Source organism: Embleya sp. NPDC020886 (assembly GCF_044333915.1).
Classification (GTDB): domain Bacteria; phylum Actinomycetota; class Actinomycetes; order Streptomycetales; family Streptomycetaceae; genus Embleya.
The window spans coordinates 832,265-847,395 of record NZ_JBIRRX010000004.1; the positions used below are offsets into that span (position 1 = coordinate 832,265).

11 protein-coding genes and 1 pseudogene are annotated in these 15,131 nt (G+C 71.8%); 10 read left to right on the forward strand and 2 right to left on the reverse strand.

The genetic code is table 11. The features are described 5' to 3' along the window. Positions 1-84: 84 nt before the first annotated feature. Positions 85-1,029 (reverse strand): heme o synthase, encoded by a 945-nt coding sequence (locus ACH4U8_RS18690; protein ID WP_360305246.1) that lies wholly within the window; start codon positions 1,027-1,029, stop codon positions 85-87. A gap of 426 nt (positions 1,030-1,455) precedes the next feature. On the opposite strand from ACH4U8_RS18690, the gene tkt reads away from it, so the two are divergent. The 6 genes from tkt (at position 1,456) to pgl (ending at position 10,097) form a co-directional block, all read left to right on the forward strand. Next, positions 1,456-3,546: a transketolase gene (tkt, locus tag ACH4U8_RS18695; protein ID WP_395778808.1), complete on the forward strand. Its 2,091-nt coding sequence runs from the start codon at positions 1,456-1,458 to the stop codon at positions 3,544-3,546. Between the two features lie 126 nt (positions 3,547-3,672). Next, positions 3,673-4,785 carry a transaldolase gene (tal, locus tag ACH4U8_RS18700; protein ID WP_360305250.1) on the forward strand — a complete coding sequence of 371 codons (1,113 nt, stop codon included), beginning with the start codon at positions 3,673-3,675 and terminating at the stop codon, positions 4,783-4,785. A gap of 179 nt (positions 4,786-4,964) precedes the next feature. Continuing rightward, complete coding sequence (locus ACH4U8_RS18705; protein WP_395778810.1) at positions 4,965-6,647, forward strand: glucose-6-phosphate isomerase; 1,683 nt, start codon at positions 4,965-4,967, stop codon at positions 6,645-6,647. Further along, positions 6,644-8,200 (forward strand): glucose-6-phosphate dehydrogenase, encoded by a 1,557-nt coding sequence (gene zwf, locus ACH4U8_RS18710; protein ID WP_360305254.1) that lies wholly within the window; start codon positions 6,644-6,646, stop codon positions 8,198-8,200. Before ACH4U8_RS18705 ends, zwf begins: the two co-directional genes overlap by 4 nt. Then, on the forward strand, positions 8,197-9,345 hold the full coding sequence (opcA, locus tag ACH4U8_RS18715; protein ID WP_360305256.1) for a glucose-6-phosphate dehydrogenase assembly protein OpcA: 1,149 nt from the start codon (positions 8,197-8,199) through the stop codon (positions 9,343-9,345). The genes zwf and opcA overlap by 4 nt, the downstream gene beginning before the upstream one ends. Further along, positions 9,342-10,097: a 6-phosphogluconolactonase gene (pgl, locus tag ACH4U8_RS18720; protein WP_379988043.1), complete on the forward strand. Its 756-nt coding sequence runs from the start codon at positions 9,342-9,344 to the stop codon at positions 10,095-10,097. The genes opcA and pgl overlap by 4 nt, the downstream gene beginning before the upstream one ends. Before the next feature lie 113 nt (positions 10,098-10,210). Here pgl and map read toward each other — a convergent pair whose 3' ends face one another. Next, on the reverse strand, positions 10,211-10,975 hold the full coding sequence (gene map, locus ACH4U8_RS18725; RefSeq protein WP_360305257.1) for a type I methionyl aminopeptidase: 765 nt from the start codon (positions 10,973-10,975) through the stop codon (positions 10,211-10,213). Between the two features lie 66 nt (positions 10,976-11,041). Here map and ACH4U8_RS18730 point away from each other — a divergent pair, with 66 nt between their 5' ends. The 4 genes and pseudogenes from ACH4U8_RS18730 to egtC form a co-directional block, all read left to right on the forward strand. Next, positions 11,042-11,344: a helix-turn-helix transcriptional regulator gene (locus ACH4U8_RS18730; RefSeq protein WP_360305259.1), complete on the forward strand. Its 303-nt coding sequence runs from the start codon at positions 11,042-11,044 to the stop codon at positions 11,342-11,344. Between the two features lie 354 nt (positions 11,345-11,698). Next, entirely contained in the window at positions 11,699-12,949 is a 1,251-nt protein-coding gene (egtA, locus tag ACH4U8_RS18735) for an ergothioneine biosynthesis glutamate--cysteine ligase EgtA (protein WP_395778812.1), read from the forward strand. Continuing rightward, the gene (gene egtB, locus ACH4U8_RS18740) at positions 12,946-14,391 is read left to right on the forward strand and encodes an ergothioneine biosynthesis protein EgtB (RefSeq protein WP_395778814.1); all 1,446 of its coding nucleotides are present in this window, start codon (positions 12,946-12,948) and stop codon (positions 14,389-14,391) included. The genes egtA and egtB overlap by 4 nt, the downstream gene beginning before the upstream one ends. After that, a pseudogene (gene egtC / locus ACH4U8_RS18745) lies at positions 14,391-15,113 on the forward strand (ergothioneine biosynthesis protein EgtC); the annotation flags it as partial. The gene egtB and the pseudogene egtC, both read left to right, overlap by 1 nt. Positions 15,114-15,131 lie beyond the last annotated feature (18 nt).

Here is a 15,131-nt window from a genome sequence, read left to right on the forward strand (position 1 = left end):
AACGCGCGTGGTCCGGATCACGTCGCCCGGAACCGGCGGATCCGGATCGACGCCGGCGGGCCGCGGCCCGCGCGCCGGCCCGGATCAGAACAGCAGCGGGTCGACGGCCACCGCGATGAACAGGAGCGTCAGGTAGGTGATCGACCAGTGGAACAGCCGCATCTCCTTGAGCTTGCCGCCGGTGATCTCGGCCTTGGCCCGACGCTGGAGACCGTGCGCCTCCCACAACCACGCGATGCCCAACAGCGCCGCCGCGACCGGGTAGAGCGGCCCGGTGTCCGCGGCCGGCCACAGCAGCATCGAGACGCCGACCATGACCCAGCTGTAGATCACGATCTGGTTCGCCACGACCTTGTTGCCCGCCACCACCGGCAACATCGGCACACCGGCGTTGCTGTAGTCGTCGGAGAACTTCATCGACAGCGGCCAATAATGCGGCGGCGTCCAGAAGAAGATCACCGCGAACAACACCACGGGGGCCCAGTCCAGCGAATTGGTCACCGCGGTCCAGCCGATCAGCACCTGCATGCAGCCGGCGATACCGCCCCACACGATGTTCTGCGGCGTGCGCCGCTTCAGCAGCATCGTGTAGACGACCACGTAATAGAAGATCGCGAAGACCGAAAGCGCCGCGGACAGCGGATTGACCAGGAACCAGAACCATGTGGTGGAGACCACGCCCAGCACGCTCGCGAACACGATCGACTCGCGCGGCGACACCATCCCGGTGACCAGCGGCCGGCGTTCGGTGCGGTGCATCAGCCGGTCGATGTCCCGGTCGAGATACATGTTGAAGGCGTTCGCGCTGCCGGCCGAGAGGTAGCCGCCGAACACGACCAGGAGCACCAGACCCAGGTCCGGCAGGCCGTGTGCCGCGAGGAACATCACCGGGATCGTGCTGATCAGCAGCAGCTCGATGATGCGCGGCTTGGTGAGGGCCACGAAGGCGAGAATCCGGGCCATCGGCGGGCGGGCGCCGGCGGGCGCATTTCCCACCAGCCCGGCCGGTCGGGATTCGACGGCTGTCACGAACACCCCATCAGCAGCGTTTTCGGCCGGGCCCGGGTGCCACCCGGAAGCCGGTTTGCTCGTCAATATGTAAGCGGTATGCAAGCGGCGTCGGGACGTCGAGGCCCGGACCCACTAGCAGGAAACTGTAGTCCCTCACCAGGGGCACAAACCCTCCGGGGCATGCCCGCCGCACCGCCGGGTAGCCGAGACGAAGGTGCCGCACCTCCGGGCCCCGTGCCCACCGTGCGTCGCATCAGGTCCCGCGGGTAACTCCCGTCCTGTCCACAAGGCGAACGTCACCACCCGGGTGGGCGTCCTCCGAGCGAGGGACCGTGTCGCCCCCGGTAGGCTCGGCCACGTGCCTGAGGCGCCGGGGCGAAGGCCCCGACCCGGCCGCTTTTTTTCGGCCTATCCCGGAAAACCCCGGAAGGAGCCCTGAACAGGGTGAGCACCAAGCCGACCCCCGACAACAGCTCTCTCGACTGGAGCGACCTCGACAAGCGAGCCGTCGATACCGCTCGCGTGCTGGCGATGGACGCCGTTCAGAAGGTCGGTAACGGCCACCCCGGAACGGCCATGAGCCTGGCCCCGGCGGCATACCTCATCTGGCAGAAGTTCCTGCGCCACGACCCGACCGACCCGGACTGGACCGGTCGCGACCGCTTCGTGCTGTCCCCGGGTCACACCAGCCTGACCCTCTACACGCAGCTCTACCTGTCCGGCTACGGCCTGACCCTGGACGACCTCAAGTCGTTCCGCACCTGGGGCAGCCGCACCCCCGGCCACCCGGAGCACGGCCACACCACCGGCGTCGAGACCACCACCGGGCCGCTCGGCCAGGGCGTGGGCAACGCGGTCGGCATGGCGATGGCGGCCCGCTACGAGCGCGGCCTGTTCGACCCCGAGGCCGCCCCCGGCACCTCGCCGTTCGACCACACCATCTGGGTGATCGCCTCCGACGGCGACCTCGAGGAGGGCATCTCCGCCGAGGCCAGCTCGCTCGCCGGCCACCAGAAGCTGGGCAACCTCGTCGTGGTCTACGACGACAACCACATCTCGATCGAGGGCGACACCGAGACCGCGTTCAGCGAGGACGTCCTCGCCCGCTACGCGGCCTACGGCTGGCACACCATCCGGGTCGAGCCGCAGGCCAACGGCGACATCGACGTCGCGGCGCTGAACGCGGCGCTGGAGGCGGGCAAGGCGGAGACCGGCCGGCCGACCATGATCGGCATGCGCACGATCATCGCGTGGCCCGCGCCGAACGCGCAGAACACCGGCAAGTCGCACGGCTCGGCGCTCGGCGCCGAAGAGGTCGCGGCCACCAAGCGGGTGCTGGGCTTCGATCCGGAGCAGGACTTCGAGGTCGCCGACGACGTGCTCGCGCACGCCCGCAAGGTCGTCGACCGGGGCCGTGCCGCGCACGACGCGTGGAAGAGCGCGTTCGCCAAGTGGGCCGAGACCAACCCCGAGCGCGCCGCCGAGCACACCCGGATCTCCGCCCGTCGGCTGCCCGACGGCTGGGAGAAGGTGCTGCCCGAGTTCGAGGCCGGCAAGCCGGTCGCGACCCGCAAGGCGTCCGGCAAGGTGCTCGCCGCGCTCGGCGAGGTCGTCCCGGAGCTGTGGGGCGGCTCGGCCGACCTCGCCGAATCCAACAACACCACCATCGACGAGGGCAGTTCGTTCCTGCCCGAGGGCAACCCGCTCAAGGGCGCGAACCCCTACGGCCGGACCGTGCACTGGGGCATCCGCGAGCACGCCATGGGCTCGACCATGAACGGCATCGCGCTGCACGGCGGGACGCGCATCTACGGCGGCACCTTCCTGGTGTTCAGCGACTACATGCGCCCGGCCGTGCGGCTGGCCGCGCTGATGAAGCTGCCCACCACCTACGTGTGGACGCACGACTCGATCGGTCTGGGCGAGGACGGCCCGACCCACCAGCCGATCGAGCACATCGCGGCGCTGCGCGCGATCCCCGGCCTGGACGTGGTCCGCCCGGCGGACGCCAACGAGGTCGCGGTGGCGTGGCGCAAGATCCTGGAGACCACCGACCGCCCGGCCGGCCTCCTGCTCACCCGCCAGGACGTACCGACCTGGGACCGCACCGAGTTCGGCCCGGCCGAGGGTACCGCGCGCGGTGGCTACGTGCTGGCCGAGGCGTCCAGCGGCACGCCGCAGGTGATCCTGATCGGCACCGGTTCCGAGGTGCAGATCGCGGTCGCGGCGCGCGAGGTCCTGGAGGCCGAGGGCGTGCCGACCCGGGTCGTCTCGCTGCCCTGCCTGGAGTGGTTCGAGGCGCAGGACCAGGCGTACCGCGAGCAGGTGCTGCCGCCGTCGGTCAAGGCGCGCGTGTCCGTCGAGGCGGGCATCGCGCAGGGCTGGCGCGAGCTGGTCGGCGACGCGGGCCGGATCGTCTCGCTGGAGCACTTCGGCGCTTCCGCGGACTACAAGAAGCTGTTCGCGGAGTTCGGGCTGACCCACGAGGCGGTCGTTTCGGCCGCCCGGGAATCCCTGGCGCACGCCGGTAGCTGAAGATCACGTAAGCCCACGGGCGGTGTCGGGTGGGAACACCCGCCCGGCACCGCCCGTGCCGGGCGCCGATCCGTCGCCCAAGAGGCAGCCGGACCCGGCCGCCGACTCGAGAAGGAGCCAATTGTCATGACGGAACCCCTGCGTCGCCTGTCCGCCGAGGGCGTGGCCGTATGGCTCGACGATCTGAGCCGGACGCGGCTGGAGTCCGGCAACCTGCACGAACTCGTCCGCGACCGCGAGGTCGTCGGCGTGACCACCAACCCGGCGATCTTCCAGAAGGCGATCACCGGCAACGACGTCTACGACGCCCAACTGCGCGACCTCGCGGTGCGCGGCGTGACCGTCGAAGAGGCCGTGCGGATGATCACCGCGGCCGACGTGCGCCAGGCCTGCGACGTGCTGCGTCCGGTCTACGACGCGACGAACGGTGTCGACGGCCGGGTGTCGATCGAGGTCGACCCGCGCCTCGCGCACAAGACCGAGCCGACCATCGCCGAGGCCCGCCAACTGTGGTGGCTGGTGGACCGGCCGAACCTGTTCATCAAGATCCCGGCGACCAAGGCCGGCCTGCCCGCGATCTCGCAGGCGCTCGCCGAGGGCATCAGCGTCAACGTCACGCTGATCTTCTCGCTGGCTCGCTACCGCGAGGTGATGGAGGCCTACGTCGAGGGCATCGAGCGCGCCCGCGCGGCCGGCCTGGACATCTCCGGGATCGAGTCCGTCGCGTCCTTCTTCGTGTCCCGGGTGGACACCGAGATCGACAAGCGGCTCAAGGCGCTCGGCACGGACGAGGCGAAGGCCGCGGCCGGCAAGGCCGCCGTCGCCAACGCGCGACTGGCCTACCAGGCGTACGAAGAGGTCTTCGGCACCGAGCGCTGGCAGGCCCTCGCCGCCGCCGGCGCCCGCCCGCAGCGCCCGCTGTGGGCCTCGACCGGCGTCAAGGACCCGGCGTACCGCGACACGATGTACGTGGACGACCTGGTCGTCAAGGGCGTCGTGAACACGATGCCCGAGGCCACCCTGGACGCCGTCGCCGACCACGGCGCCATCACCGGCGACACCGTGCACGGCACGTACGAGTCGGCGCAGGCCGACCTGGACGCGGTCGCCAAGCTCGGAATCTCCTACGACGAGGTCGTGGACCTGCTCGAAGAGGAGGGTGTCGAGAAGTTCGAGACCTCCTGGAACGAGCTGCTCGCGTCCGTGCAGGGCGAGTTGGATCGCCTCGCCAAGGGCTGACCGCCCCGCGGACCCACGACCGTGACACCCGGTCGGCCTCCCTCGCCGACCGGTGCAGCACCCATTCGTCCCGTCGCCGCCGCGGGTGACCCGTTCGGCGGCGACGAGACGGATACTCCACGCAATCAGGGCATGATTTCAGCACACTCCCACCCCATTAACAGGAGGGCTGACCGCCCGTGGTACACGCAAACGACGAACGCGTGACCGCCGGCGGCGTGGACGTCACCGTTTCCGGTGATCTATCGCACGCCGTCGCAGTCGCCGAAGTGCTCACCGCCTGCGTCGTGGACAAGGCGCCCGCGCGCCTGGTCGCCTCCGACGCCACGCTGTGGGGTCCGGAGGCCGAATCGCTGGCCGCGATCCGCCTGGGTTGGGTGGACCTGCCCGCCTCCTCGCGCGCGTTGCTGCCGCAACTGGCCGAACTGCGCGAGCGCCTGAGCGCCGAGGGCCTGGACCACGTGGTCCTGGCCGGCATGGGCGGCTCGTCGCTGGCGCCCGAGGTGATCACCGCCACCTACGGCAAGAAGCTCACCGTGCTGGACACCACGGACCCCGCCCAGGTCCGCCGCGCGCTCGGCGAGGACCTGGAGCGCACCGTCGTGGTCGTCTCCAGCAAGAGCGGCGGCACCGTGGAGACCGACAGCCACCGCCGCGCGTTCGAACAGGCATTCCTGGACGAGGGCCTCACCAACGACCAACTGGCCGGCCGGATCGTGGTCGTCACCGACCCGGGCTCGCCGCTGGAGAACACCGCGCGCAACGCCGGCTACACGATCGTGCTCGCCGACCCCAACGTCGGCGGCCGCTATTCGGCGCTGACCGCGTTCGGCCTGGTGCCCAGCGCGCTGGCCGGCGTGGACGTCGAGCAACTCCTCGACGACGCCGCCGCGCTCGCCCCCGCGCTGGCCGGCGACCGGGACAACCCGGGCCTGCTGCTGGGCGTGGTGCTCGGCGCCGCCGCCAACCACGGCCGGGACAAGCTCGTGCTCGCCGACACCGGCGACATCGTCGGCTTCGGCGACTGGGCCGAGCAGTTGATCGCCGAGTCCACCGGCAAGCAGGGTCGCGGCATCCTGCCGGTCGTGGTCGAGGGTGTGGAGGCGCCCGGCTTCGACCACGCGGTGGGCGACGACGCGGTGCGTACCGTGATCGGCGACGAGGACATCGACCGGCTCAAGGCCGACCTGCGCGTCTCCGGTCCGCTGGGCGCGCAGTTGTTGTTGTGGGAGTACGCGACCGCGATCGCCGGTCGGGTGATCGGCATCGACCCGTTCGACCAGCCGAACGTGCAGGAATCCAAGGACAACACCGGCGCGTTGCTGACCCGCGCCGGCGACGACGGCCCGCTGCCGGTGGGCACCCCCGCCTTCGTCGACGGCGCGGTCGAGGTGCACGGCGACGCCGCGCTGCTCGACGGCGCGAGCGATCTGCCCGGTGCGCTGCGCGCGCTGCTCGCGACGGTGCCGGACCACGGCTACCTCGCGGTGATGGCCTACCTGGACCGGCTCGGCGACACCGACGCGCCCGGGCTGCGCCCGTTGCTGGCCGAGGCACTGGACGGGGAGCAGGTCACCTTCGGCTGGGCGCCCCGATTCCTGCACTCCACCGGCCAGTTCCACAAGGGCGGGCCCGCGGTCGGCGTGTTCCTCCAGATCACCGGCGCCAACGCCGAGGACCTGGACGTGCCGGCCAAGCCCTACAGCTTCGGCCGGCTGCAACTGGCCCAGGCGCTGGGCGACCTCGGCGCGATCACCTCGCGCGAGCGCCCGGTGCTGCGCCTGCACCTGACCGACCGCGCGGCCGGACTCGGGCAACTGCTCGACGCCGCCCGCGCCCTCGCGGACGGAGTGGCTCGATGAGCCCCAAAGCCGGCAAGCCCGAGCCGGCCGTGTGGCCGGAGAACCCGCTGCGCGACCCGCAGGACCGCCGACTCCCGCGCATCGCGGGCCCGTCCGGCCTGGTCATCTTCGGCGTCACCGGCGACCTGTCCCGCAAGAAGCTGATGCCGGCGATCTACGACCTGGCCAACCGCGGCCTGCTGCCGCCGGGCTTCGCGCTGACCGGGTTCGCCCGACGCGACTGGGAGAACCAGGACTTCGCCCAGGTCGTCTACGAGGCGGTCAAGGAACACGCGCGAACTCCCTTCCGGGAAGAGGTCTGGCAGCAGCTCTCCGAGGGATTCCGGTTCGTCCAGGGCGAGTTCGACGACGGCAAGGCGTTCGACCAGCTACGCCAGACGATCGACGAGCTGGACGAGCAGCAGGGCACCCAGGGCAACCACGCGTTCTACCTGTCGGTACCGCCGAAGGCATTCCCCGAGGTGGTCCGCCAGCTCAAGGAGCACGGACTCGCCGACCCCAGGGCCGACTCGTGGCGCCGGGTGGTGATCGAGAAGCCGTTCGGGCACGACCTCAAGAGCGCGCGCGAGCTGAACAAGGTCGTCGACGAGGTCTTCCCGCCCGAGGCGGTCTTCCGGATCGACCACTACCTGGGCAAGGAAACCGTCCAGAACATCATGGCGTTGCGCTTCGCCAACACCATGTTCGAGCCGCTGTGGAACCGGTCGTACGTGGACCACGTGCAGATCACCATGGCCGAGGACATCGGCATCGGCGGCCGGGCCGGGTACTACGACGGCATCGGCGCCGCGCGCGACGTGATCCAGAACCACCTGCTGCAACTGCTCGCGCTCACCGCGATGGAGGAGCCGGTCTCCTTCGACGCCGACTCGCTGGTGGCCGAGAAGCTCAAGGTGCTCAGCTCGGTCAAGCTGCCCGACGACCTGTCGCGCGGCACCGTCCGGGCCCAGTACACCCGCGGCTGGCAGGGCGGCGAACTGGCCAAGGGCTACCTCGAAGAGGACGGCATCCCGCCGGACTCGCGCACCGACACCTACGCCGCGATCAAGCTGGAGATCGCCAACCGGCGCTGGGCCGGCGTGCCGTTCTACCTGCGCGCGGGCAAGCGGCTCGGCCGCCGGGTCACCGAGATCGCGGTGGTCTTCCAGCGCGCGCCGCACCTGCCCTTCGACGCCACCGCGACCGAGGAACTGGGCCAGAACGCCCTGGTCATCCGGGTGCAGCCGGACGAGGGCATGACGGTGCGCTTCGGCTCCAAGGTGCCGGGCACCGCGATGGAGGTGCGCGACGTCAACATGGACTTCGCGTACGGCGAGTCGTTCACCGAGTCGAGCCCGGAGGCGTACGAGCGACTGCTGCTCGATGTGCTGCTCGGCGACGCGCCGCTGTTCCCCCGGCACGAGGAGGTCGAGCTGTCCTGGAAGATCCTCGACCCGATCGAGGAGCACTGGGCACAGCACGGCAAGCCCGAACCCTACGTGTCCGGGACCTGGGGTCCCGACGCGGCCGACGAGATGCTCGCACGTGACGGACGGAGCTGGCGCCGCCCATGATGATCGATCTGACGGACACCAAATCGAGCAAGATCAACGCCGCGCTGGTGGAGGCCCGCCGAGGAATGGGCAGCCCCACCCTCGGCATGGTGCTCACCCTGGTCATCGTCACCGACGAGGCCAACCAGTACGACGCGATGAAGGCCGCGAGCACGGCTGCCCGCGAGCACCCGTCCCGGATCCTGGTGGTGATCGGCCGGCCGGGAGCGGAGATCGCGCCGCGCCTGGACGCCGAGGTCCGGGTCGGCGACTCGGGCGTGGGCGAGACCGTACTGCTGCGCATGCATGGCGAGTTGGCCAACCACGCCGAGTCGGTGGTGTTGCCGCTGCTGCTGCCGGACGCGCCGGTCGTGGTGTGGTGGCCCGGACGCGCGCCGGAGGTGCCCAGCAAGGACCTGCTCGGTGCGCTGGCCACGCGGCGGGTGACCGACGCCGCCGCGCCGCCGCGCCGCGCCGATGTGCTGCGGCTGCGGGCGAGCGCGTACACGCCGGGTGACACCGACCTGGCCTGGACCCGGACCACGCCGTGGCGCAGCCTGCTGGCCGCGGCGCTGGACCAGAAGTACAGCCGGATCCTGCGCGCGAAGGTCGGCGCGAAGGCGGGCAACCCGAGCGCGGAACTGCTCGCGCTGTGGTTGACCGACCGCCTGGAGGTCGAGGTCGAGCGGACCGAGACCGGTGGTCCCGGGATCACCTCGGTGACGCTGGTGACCGAGGACGGCGAGATCGTGATCGACCGTCCGGACGGGATGATGGCGTCGTTGTCCTCGCCCGGCCAGCCGGACCGGGTGGTCGCGCTCAAGCGCCGCGAGGCATCCGACCTGGTCGCCGAGGAACTGCGCCGACTGGACCCGGACGACGTCTACGCGGCGACGCTGGCCCGCGCCGCGTTGGAGGCGGCCCGGGTGCCCTCCGCGGCCTCCTTCACGGAGCCGGCGGTGTCCCAGACGCCGGTGCAGGACGTGGAGCGGATCGAGGAGGGCGAGGCGCCGCGCCCTCGGGCGACCACGGACGTCGGTACGGCTCCGCCGCTCAAGCGCACGTCGAGCGCGGCGGCCGGCCGGCGGGTCGCCACCCGCAAGGCGGTCGACAAGGGCGAGGCCGCACCGCGCGCCGGCCGGAAGAAGAAGGGCGACGGCGCGTGAGCGCTCACGGCCCGGTCCGGGTGCACGCCGACACGGCGCTGATGGCCAAGGCGGCCGCGACCGGCCTGATCCAGCGGGTCGCGGACGCCCAGGCCGAGTTCGACGTCGCGCACATCGTGCTCACCGGTGGGCGCAACGGCAACGCGTTGTTGCACGAGTTGTCGCTCACGCCCACGCTGGGCGCGATCGACTTCGATCGGCTGCACATCTGGTGGGGCGACGAGCGTTTCCTGCCGGCGGGTCACCCCGACCGCAACGAGACGCAGGCGCGCGAGGCGTTGCTGGACACGGTCCCGGTGTTGCCGGAGCTGGTGCACGCGATGCCGGCCAGTGACGGTCCGGACGGCGACGACGTGGACGCGGCGGCGCGGCGCTATGCGGCCGAACTGGCCGCCGCCGCGCCGGACGGCGCGGCGGTGCCGGCGTTCACGCTGGCCATGTTCGGGGTCGGCCCCGACACGCATGTGGCGTCGCTCTTCCCGGGCTTCGCCGCGACGGCGGAGTCGGTGCGCACGGTGGTCGCGGTTCGCGAGGCCCCCAAGCCGCCGCCGACCCGGATCACGCTGACCTTCCCGGCGATTCGAGCCGCCCACGAGGTGTGGCTGCTCGCGGCGGGCGAGGACAAGGCGGACGCGGTGGCGACGGCCCGGGCCTCCTCGGACGCGGCCGAGACCCCGGCGGCCGGGGCGTACGGCACCGGCGCGACGTTGTGGCTGCTGGATCGGGCGGCGGCGGCGAAGTTGCCCGAGTAGGTCGAAGCCTTCTCGGGGGCGGCGCGGTTACACGGGGCGGGGCGGGGCCGCAGGGCCGCTGTCCCGCCCTTCGTACCTACGGGCCGGCGCCCTCCCGGTCCGCCGGGCGGGCGTCAGCGGGTGAGGATCTCGGCTCCGTCCTCGGTGATGGCGACGGTGTGCTCGCTGTGTGCCGTCCGGCAGCCGGTCGCGCTTCGGAGCGTCCACCCGTCGGCATCGGTGACCAGCTCGGCGGTGTCCGCCATCACCCACGGCTCCAGGGCCAGCAGCAGCCCCGGGCGCAGCTTGTACCCGCGGCCGGGCCGCCCGGTGTTCGAAATGTGCGGGTCCTGGTGCATCGTCGATCCGATGCCGTGGCCGCCGAACTCGGTGTTGATCGGGTATCCCGCCGCACCGAGGACCGAGCCGATCGCGTGCGAGATGTCGCCGGTCCGAGCCCCGGGCCGGGCGGCGGCTATCCCCGCGCTCAACGCGCGTTCGGTCGCGTCGATCAGCGCGACGCTCTCCGGGGGCTTCGAGTCGCCCACGATGAAGCTGATCGCGGAGTCCGCCGCGACGCCGCCCAGCGAGACGGCGAGGTCGAGGGTCAACAGATCACCGTCGGCCAGCGAGTAGTCGTGGGGTAGTCCGTGCAGCACCGCGTCGTTGACGGCGGTGCAGATGTAGTGGCCGAACGGCCCGCGTCCGAAGGACGGCGCGTAGTCGACGTAGCAGGACTGCGCGCCGGCCTCGACGATCATGCGCTGCGTCCACCGGTCGATGTCCAGCAGGTTCGTGCCGACCGTGCAGCGGCTCCTCACGGTCCGCAGGATGTCGGCGACCAGGGCGCCGGTGTCCTTGGCCCGGGCCAGTTCGGCGCGGTTCAGGATCTCGATCATGGGGCGTCCTCCTTGCGTTTCCAATAACTATACCGGTCTAACTGTACCGGTATTAGAATCGGCGCCATGGTCAGATTGCCCCTCACTCCCGCGGAGGTCGAGCGCGGCGAACGCCTCGGCGCCCTGCTGCGTCGCGCCCGGGGAGAACGCTCGATGCTGGAGACCGCGCTCGACGCGGGTGTCTCGCCGGAGACCCTCCGCAAGATCGAGACGGGCCGCGTGGCGACCCCGGCCTTCCCGACCATCGCGGCGATCGCCGACGTCCTCGGCCTCTCCCTCGACGCGGTGTGGGCCGAGATCAACCCGCCCGAACATGGTGTCGCCCCGATCGGCTCCGGTCACACCGCAGGTGAGCGGTTGGCCTCGTAGATCTCACTCGCGCGGCCGTATCGGCGGCGTCGTCGACGACGCCCCGGCGGAGGCGGCCGGCGGCCACACCCGAGCGGCCCGCCCTGCGGTGCCGCCCTTCGGCGCGCCCGAAACTGCCCGCCGCCCCGCCGCCACCGCACGGCTGCGCGCGGATCGGCCCCGGACAACCGGTTCGTCTCGCCGGGGGGCGCGCGGGCGCCATCCGGGCGTGGTTCGGGCTTCATGGGGGTACGGGTGTTCCGGTCGCATTCGACGGGTACAGCAGAGCGGGAAAGTTACGTGAGGGACAAACTGGGGGCCATGTGTGGGACCGAACCCGGGGCCACACGATGGAGTGAGTGAAGGAGTGAAGCGATGGCTATCGCTCTGAAGGAGGACGACGCACAGGCCCACGTACACGGCGTGTGCTTCAAGACCGGCCCACCCGCACGGGTCGGGATCGAGTTGGAATGGATCGTGCACGACGGCGCCGACGCCCGCCGGGAGGTGGCGCCGGAGCGGCTGGACGAGGCCCTGGCCCCGCTGAAGGCGAAGGGGCTGCCGTTCGGCAGCAGGTTGACCCGTGAGCCGGGTGGGCAGGTCGAGCTGAGTTCACCGCCCGCCACATCGCTCGCCCGATGCGCCGAAGACCTCCGGGCCGACACGGCCGCCCTGGAGCAGGCGCTGGCCGCGAACGGACTGGTACTCGCCGGCCACGGCCTGGAGCCGTATCAGGACCCACCACGAGTGGTGGACCATCCCCGCTATCGGGCGATGGAGGCGTACTTCGACCGGGACGGCTCATGGGGCCGGATGATGATGCGCGGCACCGCGTCCGTGCAGGTCAACCTGGACGCGGGTGAGGAGGGCGACGGCCGCCGGGGTTACCGATCGCGGTGGGAACTGACCCACCGACTCGGCCCGGTACTGGTCGCCGCGTTCGCCAACTCGCCGCTGTGGCAGGGCAAACCGACCGGATGGCGGTCGACCCGACAACTCGTCTGGGCCCGGATGGACCCCGGCCGCACCCGGCCGCCGGGAGCACCGCCGGGAAGCGACCCCGATCCGCGCGCCGTCTGGGCGTGCTACGCGCTGGACGCCCCGCTGCTGTGTGTACGCGGTGCTTCGGCGGACGGCTGGACCGCACCCGAGGGGCTGACCTTCCGCTCCTGGCTGCGCGGCGCACCCGGTGTGCGCCCACCCACCCTGGAGGATCTCGACTACCACCTGACCACGCTCTTCCCGCCGGTTCGCCCGCGCGGTTGGCTGGAATTGCGGATGATCGACGCCCAGTGCGGTGACGACTGGGTCGTCCCCGCCGCCGTGGCCGCCACGCTGCTGGACGATCCCGCCGCGGCCGAGGCCGCGTGGGAGGCGACCGAGCCGCTGTGTCCGAACGGCTCGGCCGTACCGACCGACTCGCTCTGGAGCCGGGCCGCCCGACTCGGACCCGCCGATCCGGTACTCGGCAAGGCCGTTCGGGCCTGTTTCGCCGCCGCCGAGAACGCCCTGGCCGACGCCGACGCCCCCGGCGCGCTCCGGGCGACCGTCGCCGAATTCACCCGGCGCTACGCCGAACGGGGCCGATGTCCCGCGGACGACCTGCTGGAAAGGACCGGACGATGAAGTCGTTGAAGCCATCGCAGCCGTCGAAGGCGTCGAAGCAGTCGAAGCGGTCCGGACCGGCGACGACCCGGGCCGCCCGGTCCACGGCGGCCACCGGGCCGATCGAGGCCCCCGTCGAACCCCCGCCCGCCGACCGCCGGTCGATAGCCGCGGCCGCGCTGACCCGGGCCCGACACCGCACGCTGGCCCTGACCGACTGCCTGACCGACAAGGAACTGGCCGCGCAGCACTCCCCGTTGATGTCACCCCTGGTCTGGGACCTGGCGCACATCGGCAACCAGGAGGAGCTGTGGCTGGTCCGCCGCGCGGGAGGCGAACCCGCGCTGCGCCCGGACCTGGACCCGCTCTACGACGCGTTCCGACACCCGCGCGCGGATCGGCCCGCGTTGCCGCTGCTCGATCCCGAGCAGGCCCGGGAGTACGTCGGCCGGGTGCGCGAACTCGCGGCACGCGTACTGGAATCCGCCGATCTGGGCACCGGCGGCGATCCGCTGCTGGCCGACGGATTCGTGTTCGGCATGCTCGCCCAGCACGAACAGCAGCACGACGAGACCATGCTGGCGACCCACCAACTCCGACTCGGTGAGCCGGTGTTGCACGCCCCCGCACCACCCGGGGCGACCGACGCCGACACCCTGCCGAGCGAAGTCCTGATCCCGGCGGGCACGTTCGAGATGGGTACGGACACCGATCCGTGGGCGCTGGACAACGAACGACCCGCGCACGTCGTGGACGTACCGGAGTTCTGGTTGGACACCGTGCCGGTGAGCAACGGGGACTACCTGGAGTTCATCGCCGACGGCGGCTATGCCGAGTCCCGCTGGTGGAGTCCGGAGGGCCTGCGCCATCGACGGGAGGCCGACCTCACCGCCCCGCTGTTCTGGCATCGGGACGGCGACACGTGGCTGCGCCGACGGTTCGGCCGTGTCGAGCCGGTGCCGCTGGACGAGCCGGTCCTGCACGTGTGCTGGTACGAGGCCGACGCCTACGCCCGCTGGGCCGGCCGGCGATTGCCGACCGAGGCCGAGTGGGAGAAGGCGGCCCGGCACGATCCGGCCGCGGGGCGCTCGCGGCGGTATCCGTGGGGCGACGCGGAGCCCACCCCCGAGCACGCCAACCTGGGCCAACGGCACCTGCGACCGGCGGCCGCCGGCGCGTACCCGGCGGGCGCCGCCGCCTGTGGGGCCCGGCAGTTGCTGGGCGACGTCTGGGAGTGGACCGCCTCGGACTTCCTGCCCTACCCCGGGTTCGCGGCGTTCCCGTACCGGGAGTACTCCGAGGTGTTCTTCGGCCCCGGACACAAGGTGCTGCGCGGCGGCGCGTTCGGGGTCGACGAAGTGGTCGCCCGGGGCACGTTCCGCAACTGGGACCTGCCGATTCGTCGGCAGATCTTCGCCGGCTTCCGGACCGCCCGCGACGCGGCACCCCGGGACGGCCGCTGATGTGCCGTCATCTGGCCTATCTGGGCCCGGAGGTCACCCTCGCCGAGGTGCTGGTCGACCCGGCGCACGGCCTCTACGAGCAGTCCTGGGCGCCGCGTCGGCAGCGGTACGGGACGGTCAACGTGGACGGCTTCGGCTTCGGCTGGTATCCGGGCGGGCCGGCCGCGTCGGAGCAGCCCACCGGCGGGGCCGAGGCCGCTGCGGACGTCGAACCCGCCCGCTACCGGCGCGCGTTGCCGATCTGGGCCGACCCGAACCTGCCCGATCTGGCCCGCACCGTGCGCAGCGGCGCGTTCCTGGCCGCCGTGCGCAGCGCGACCGCCGGGACCAGTGCCGACGCCGCCGCGGCGGCGCCGTTCCGGGACGGCCGCTGGTTGTTCAGCCACAACGGCGCGATCCCGGACTGGACCAGGTTGCCGATCGGGCCCGCGCTCGATCCGGCCGACCTGCTGGCCCTGGAGACCCGGTGCGACTCGGCACTGCTGTGGGCCATGCTCGCGCGCCGCATCCGCCGGCGCGAGCCCGTCGGCGGGGCGATGAGCGCGCTGGTCCGACAGATCGCCGAGGTGCGTCCGGGCGCCCGGCTCAACCTGCTGCTCACCGACGGCGGCACCGTCTTCGCGACCCGATACGGGGACACCCTCTGGTACCGCACCGCCCCCGGGCGGGTCCTGGTGGCCTCCGAGCCCGACGAGAACACCGGCGACGGTTGGGGCCGGTGGTGCGAGGTACCCGAACAC

What these genes read in the sequence shown, in the direction of transcription:
- zwf (WP_360305254.1), top strand. Translation starts at nt 6,644, where the DNA reads ATGAGCCCCAAAGCCGGCAAGCCCGAGCCGGCCGTGTGGCCGGAGAAC.
- egtA (WP_395778812.1), top strand. Translation starts at nt 11,699, where the DNA reads ATGGCTATCGCTCTGAAGGAGGACGACGCACAGGCCCACGTACACGGC.
- map (WP_360305257.1), bottom strand. Translation starts at nt 10,975, where the DNA reads ATGATCGAGATCCTGAACCGCGCCGAACTGGCCCGGGCCAAGGACACC.
- ACH4U8_RS18730 (WP_360305259.1), top strand. Translation starts at nt 11,042, where the DNA reads ATGGTCAGATTGCCCCTCACTCCCGCGGAGGTCGAGCGCGGCGAACGC.
- opcA (WP_360305256.1), top strand. Translation starts at nt 8,197, where the DNA reads ATGATGATCGATCTGACGGACACCAAATCGAGCAAGATCAACGCCGCG.
- egtB (WP_395778814.1), top strand. Translation starts at nt 12,946, where the DNA reads ATGAAGTCGTTGAAGCCATCGCAGCCGTCGAAGGCGTCGAAGCAGTCG.
- tal (WP_360305250.1), top strand. Translation starts at nt 3,673, where the DNA reads ATGACGGAACCCCTGCGTCGCCTGTCCGCCGAGGGCGTGGCCGTATGG.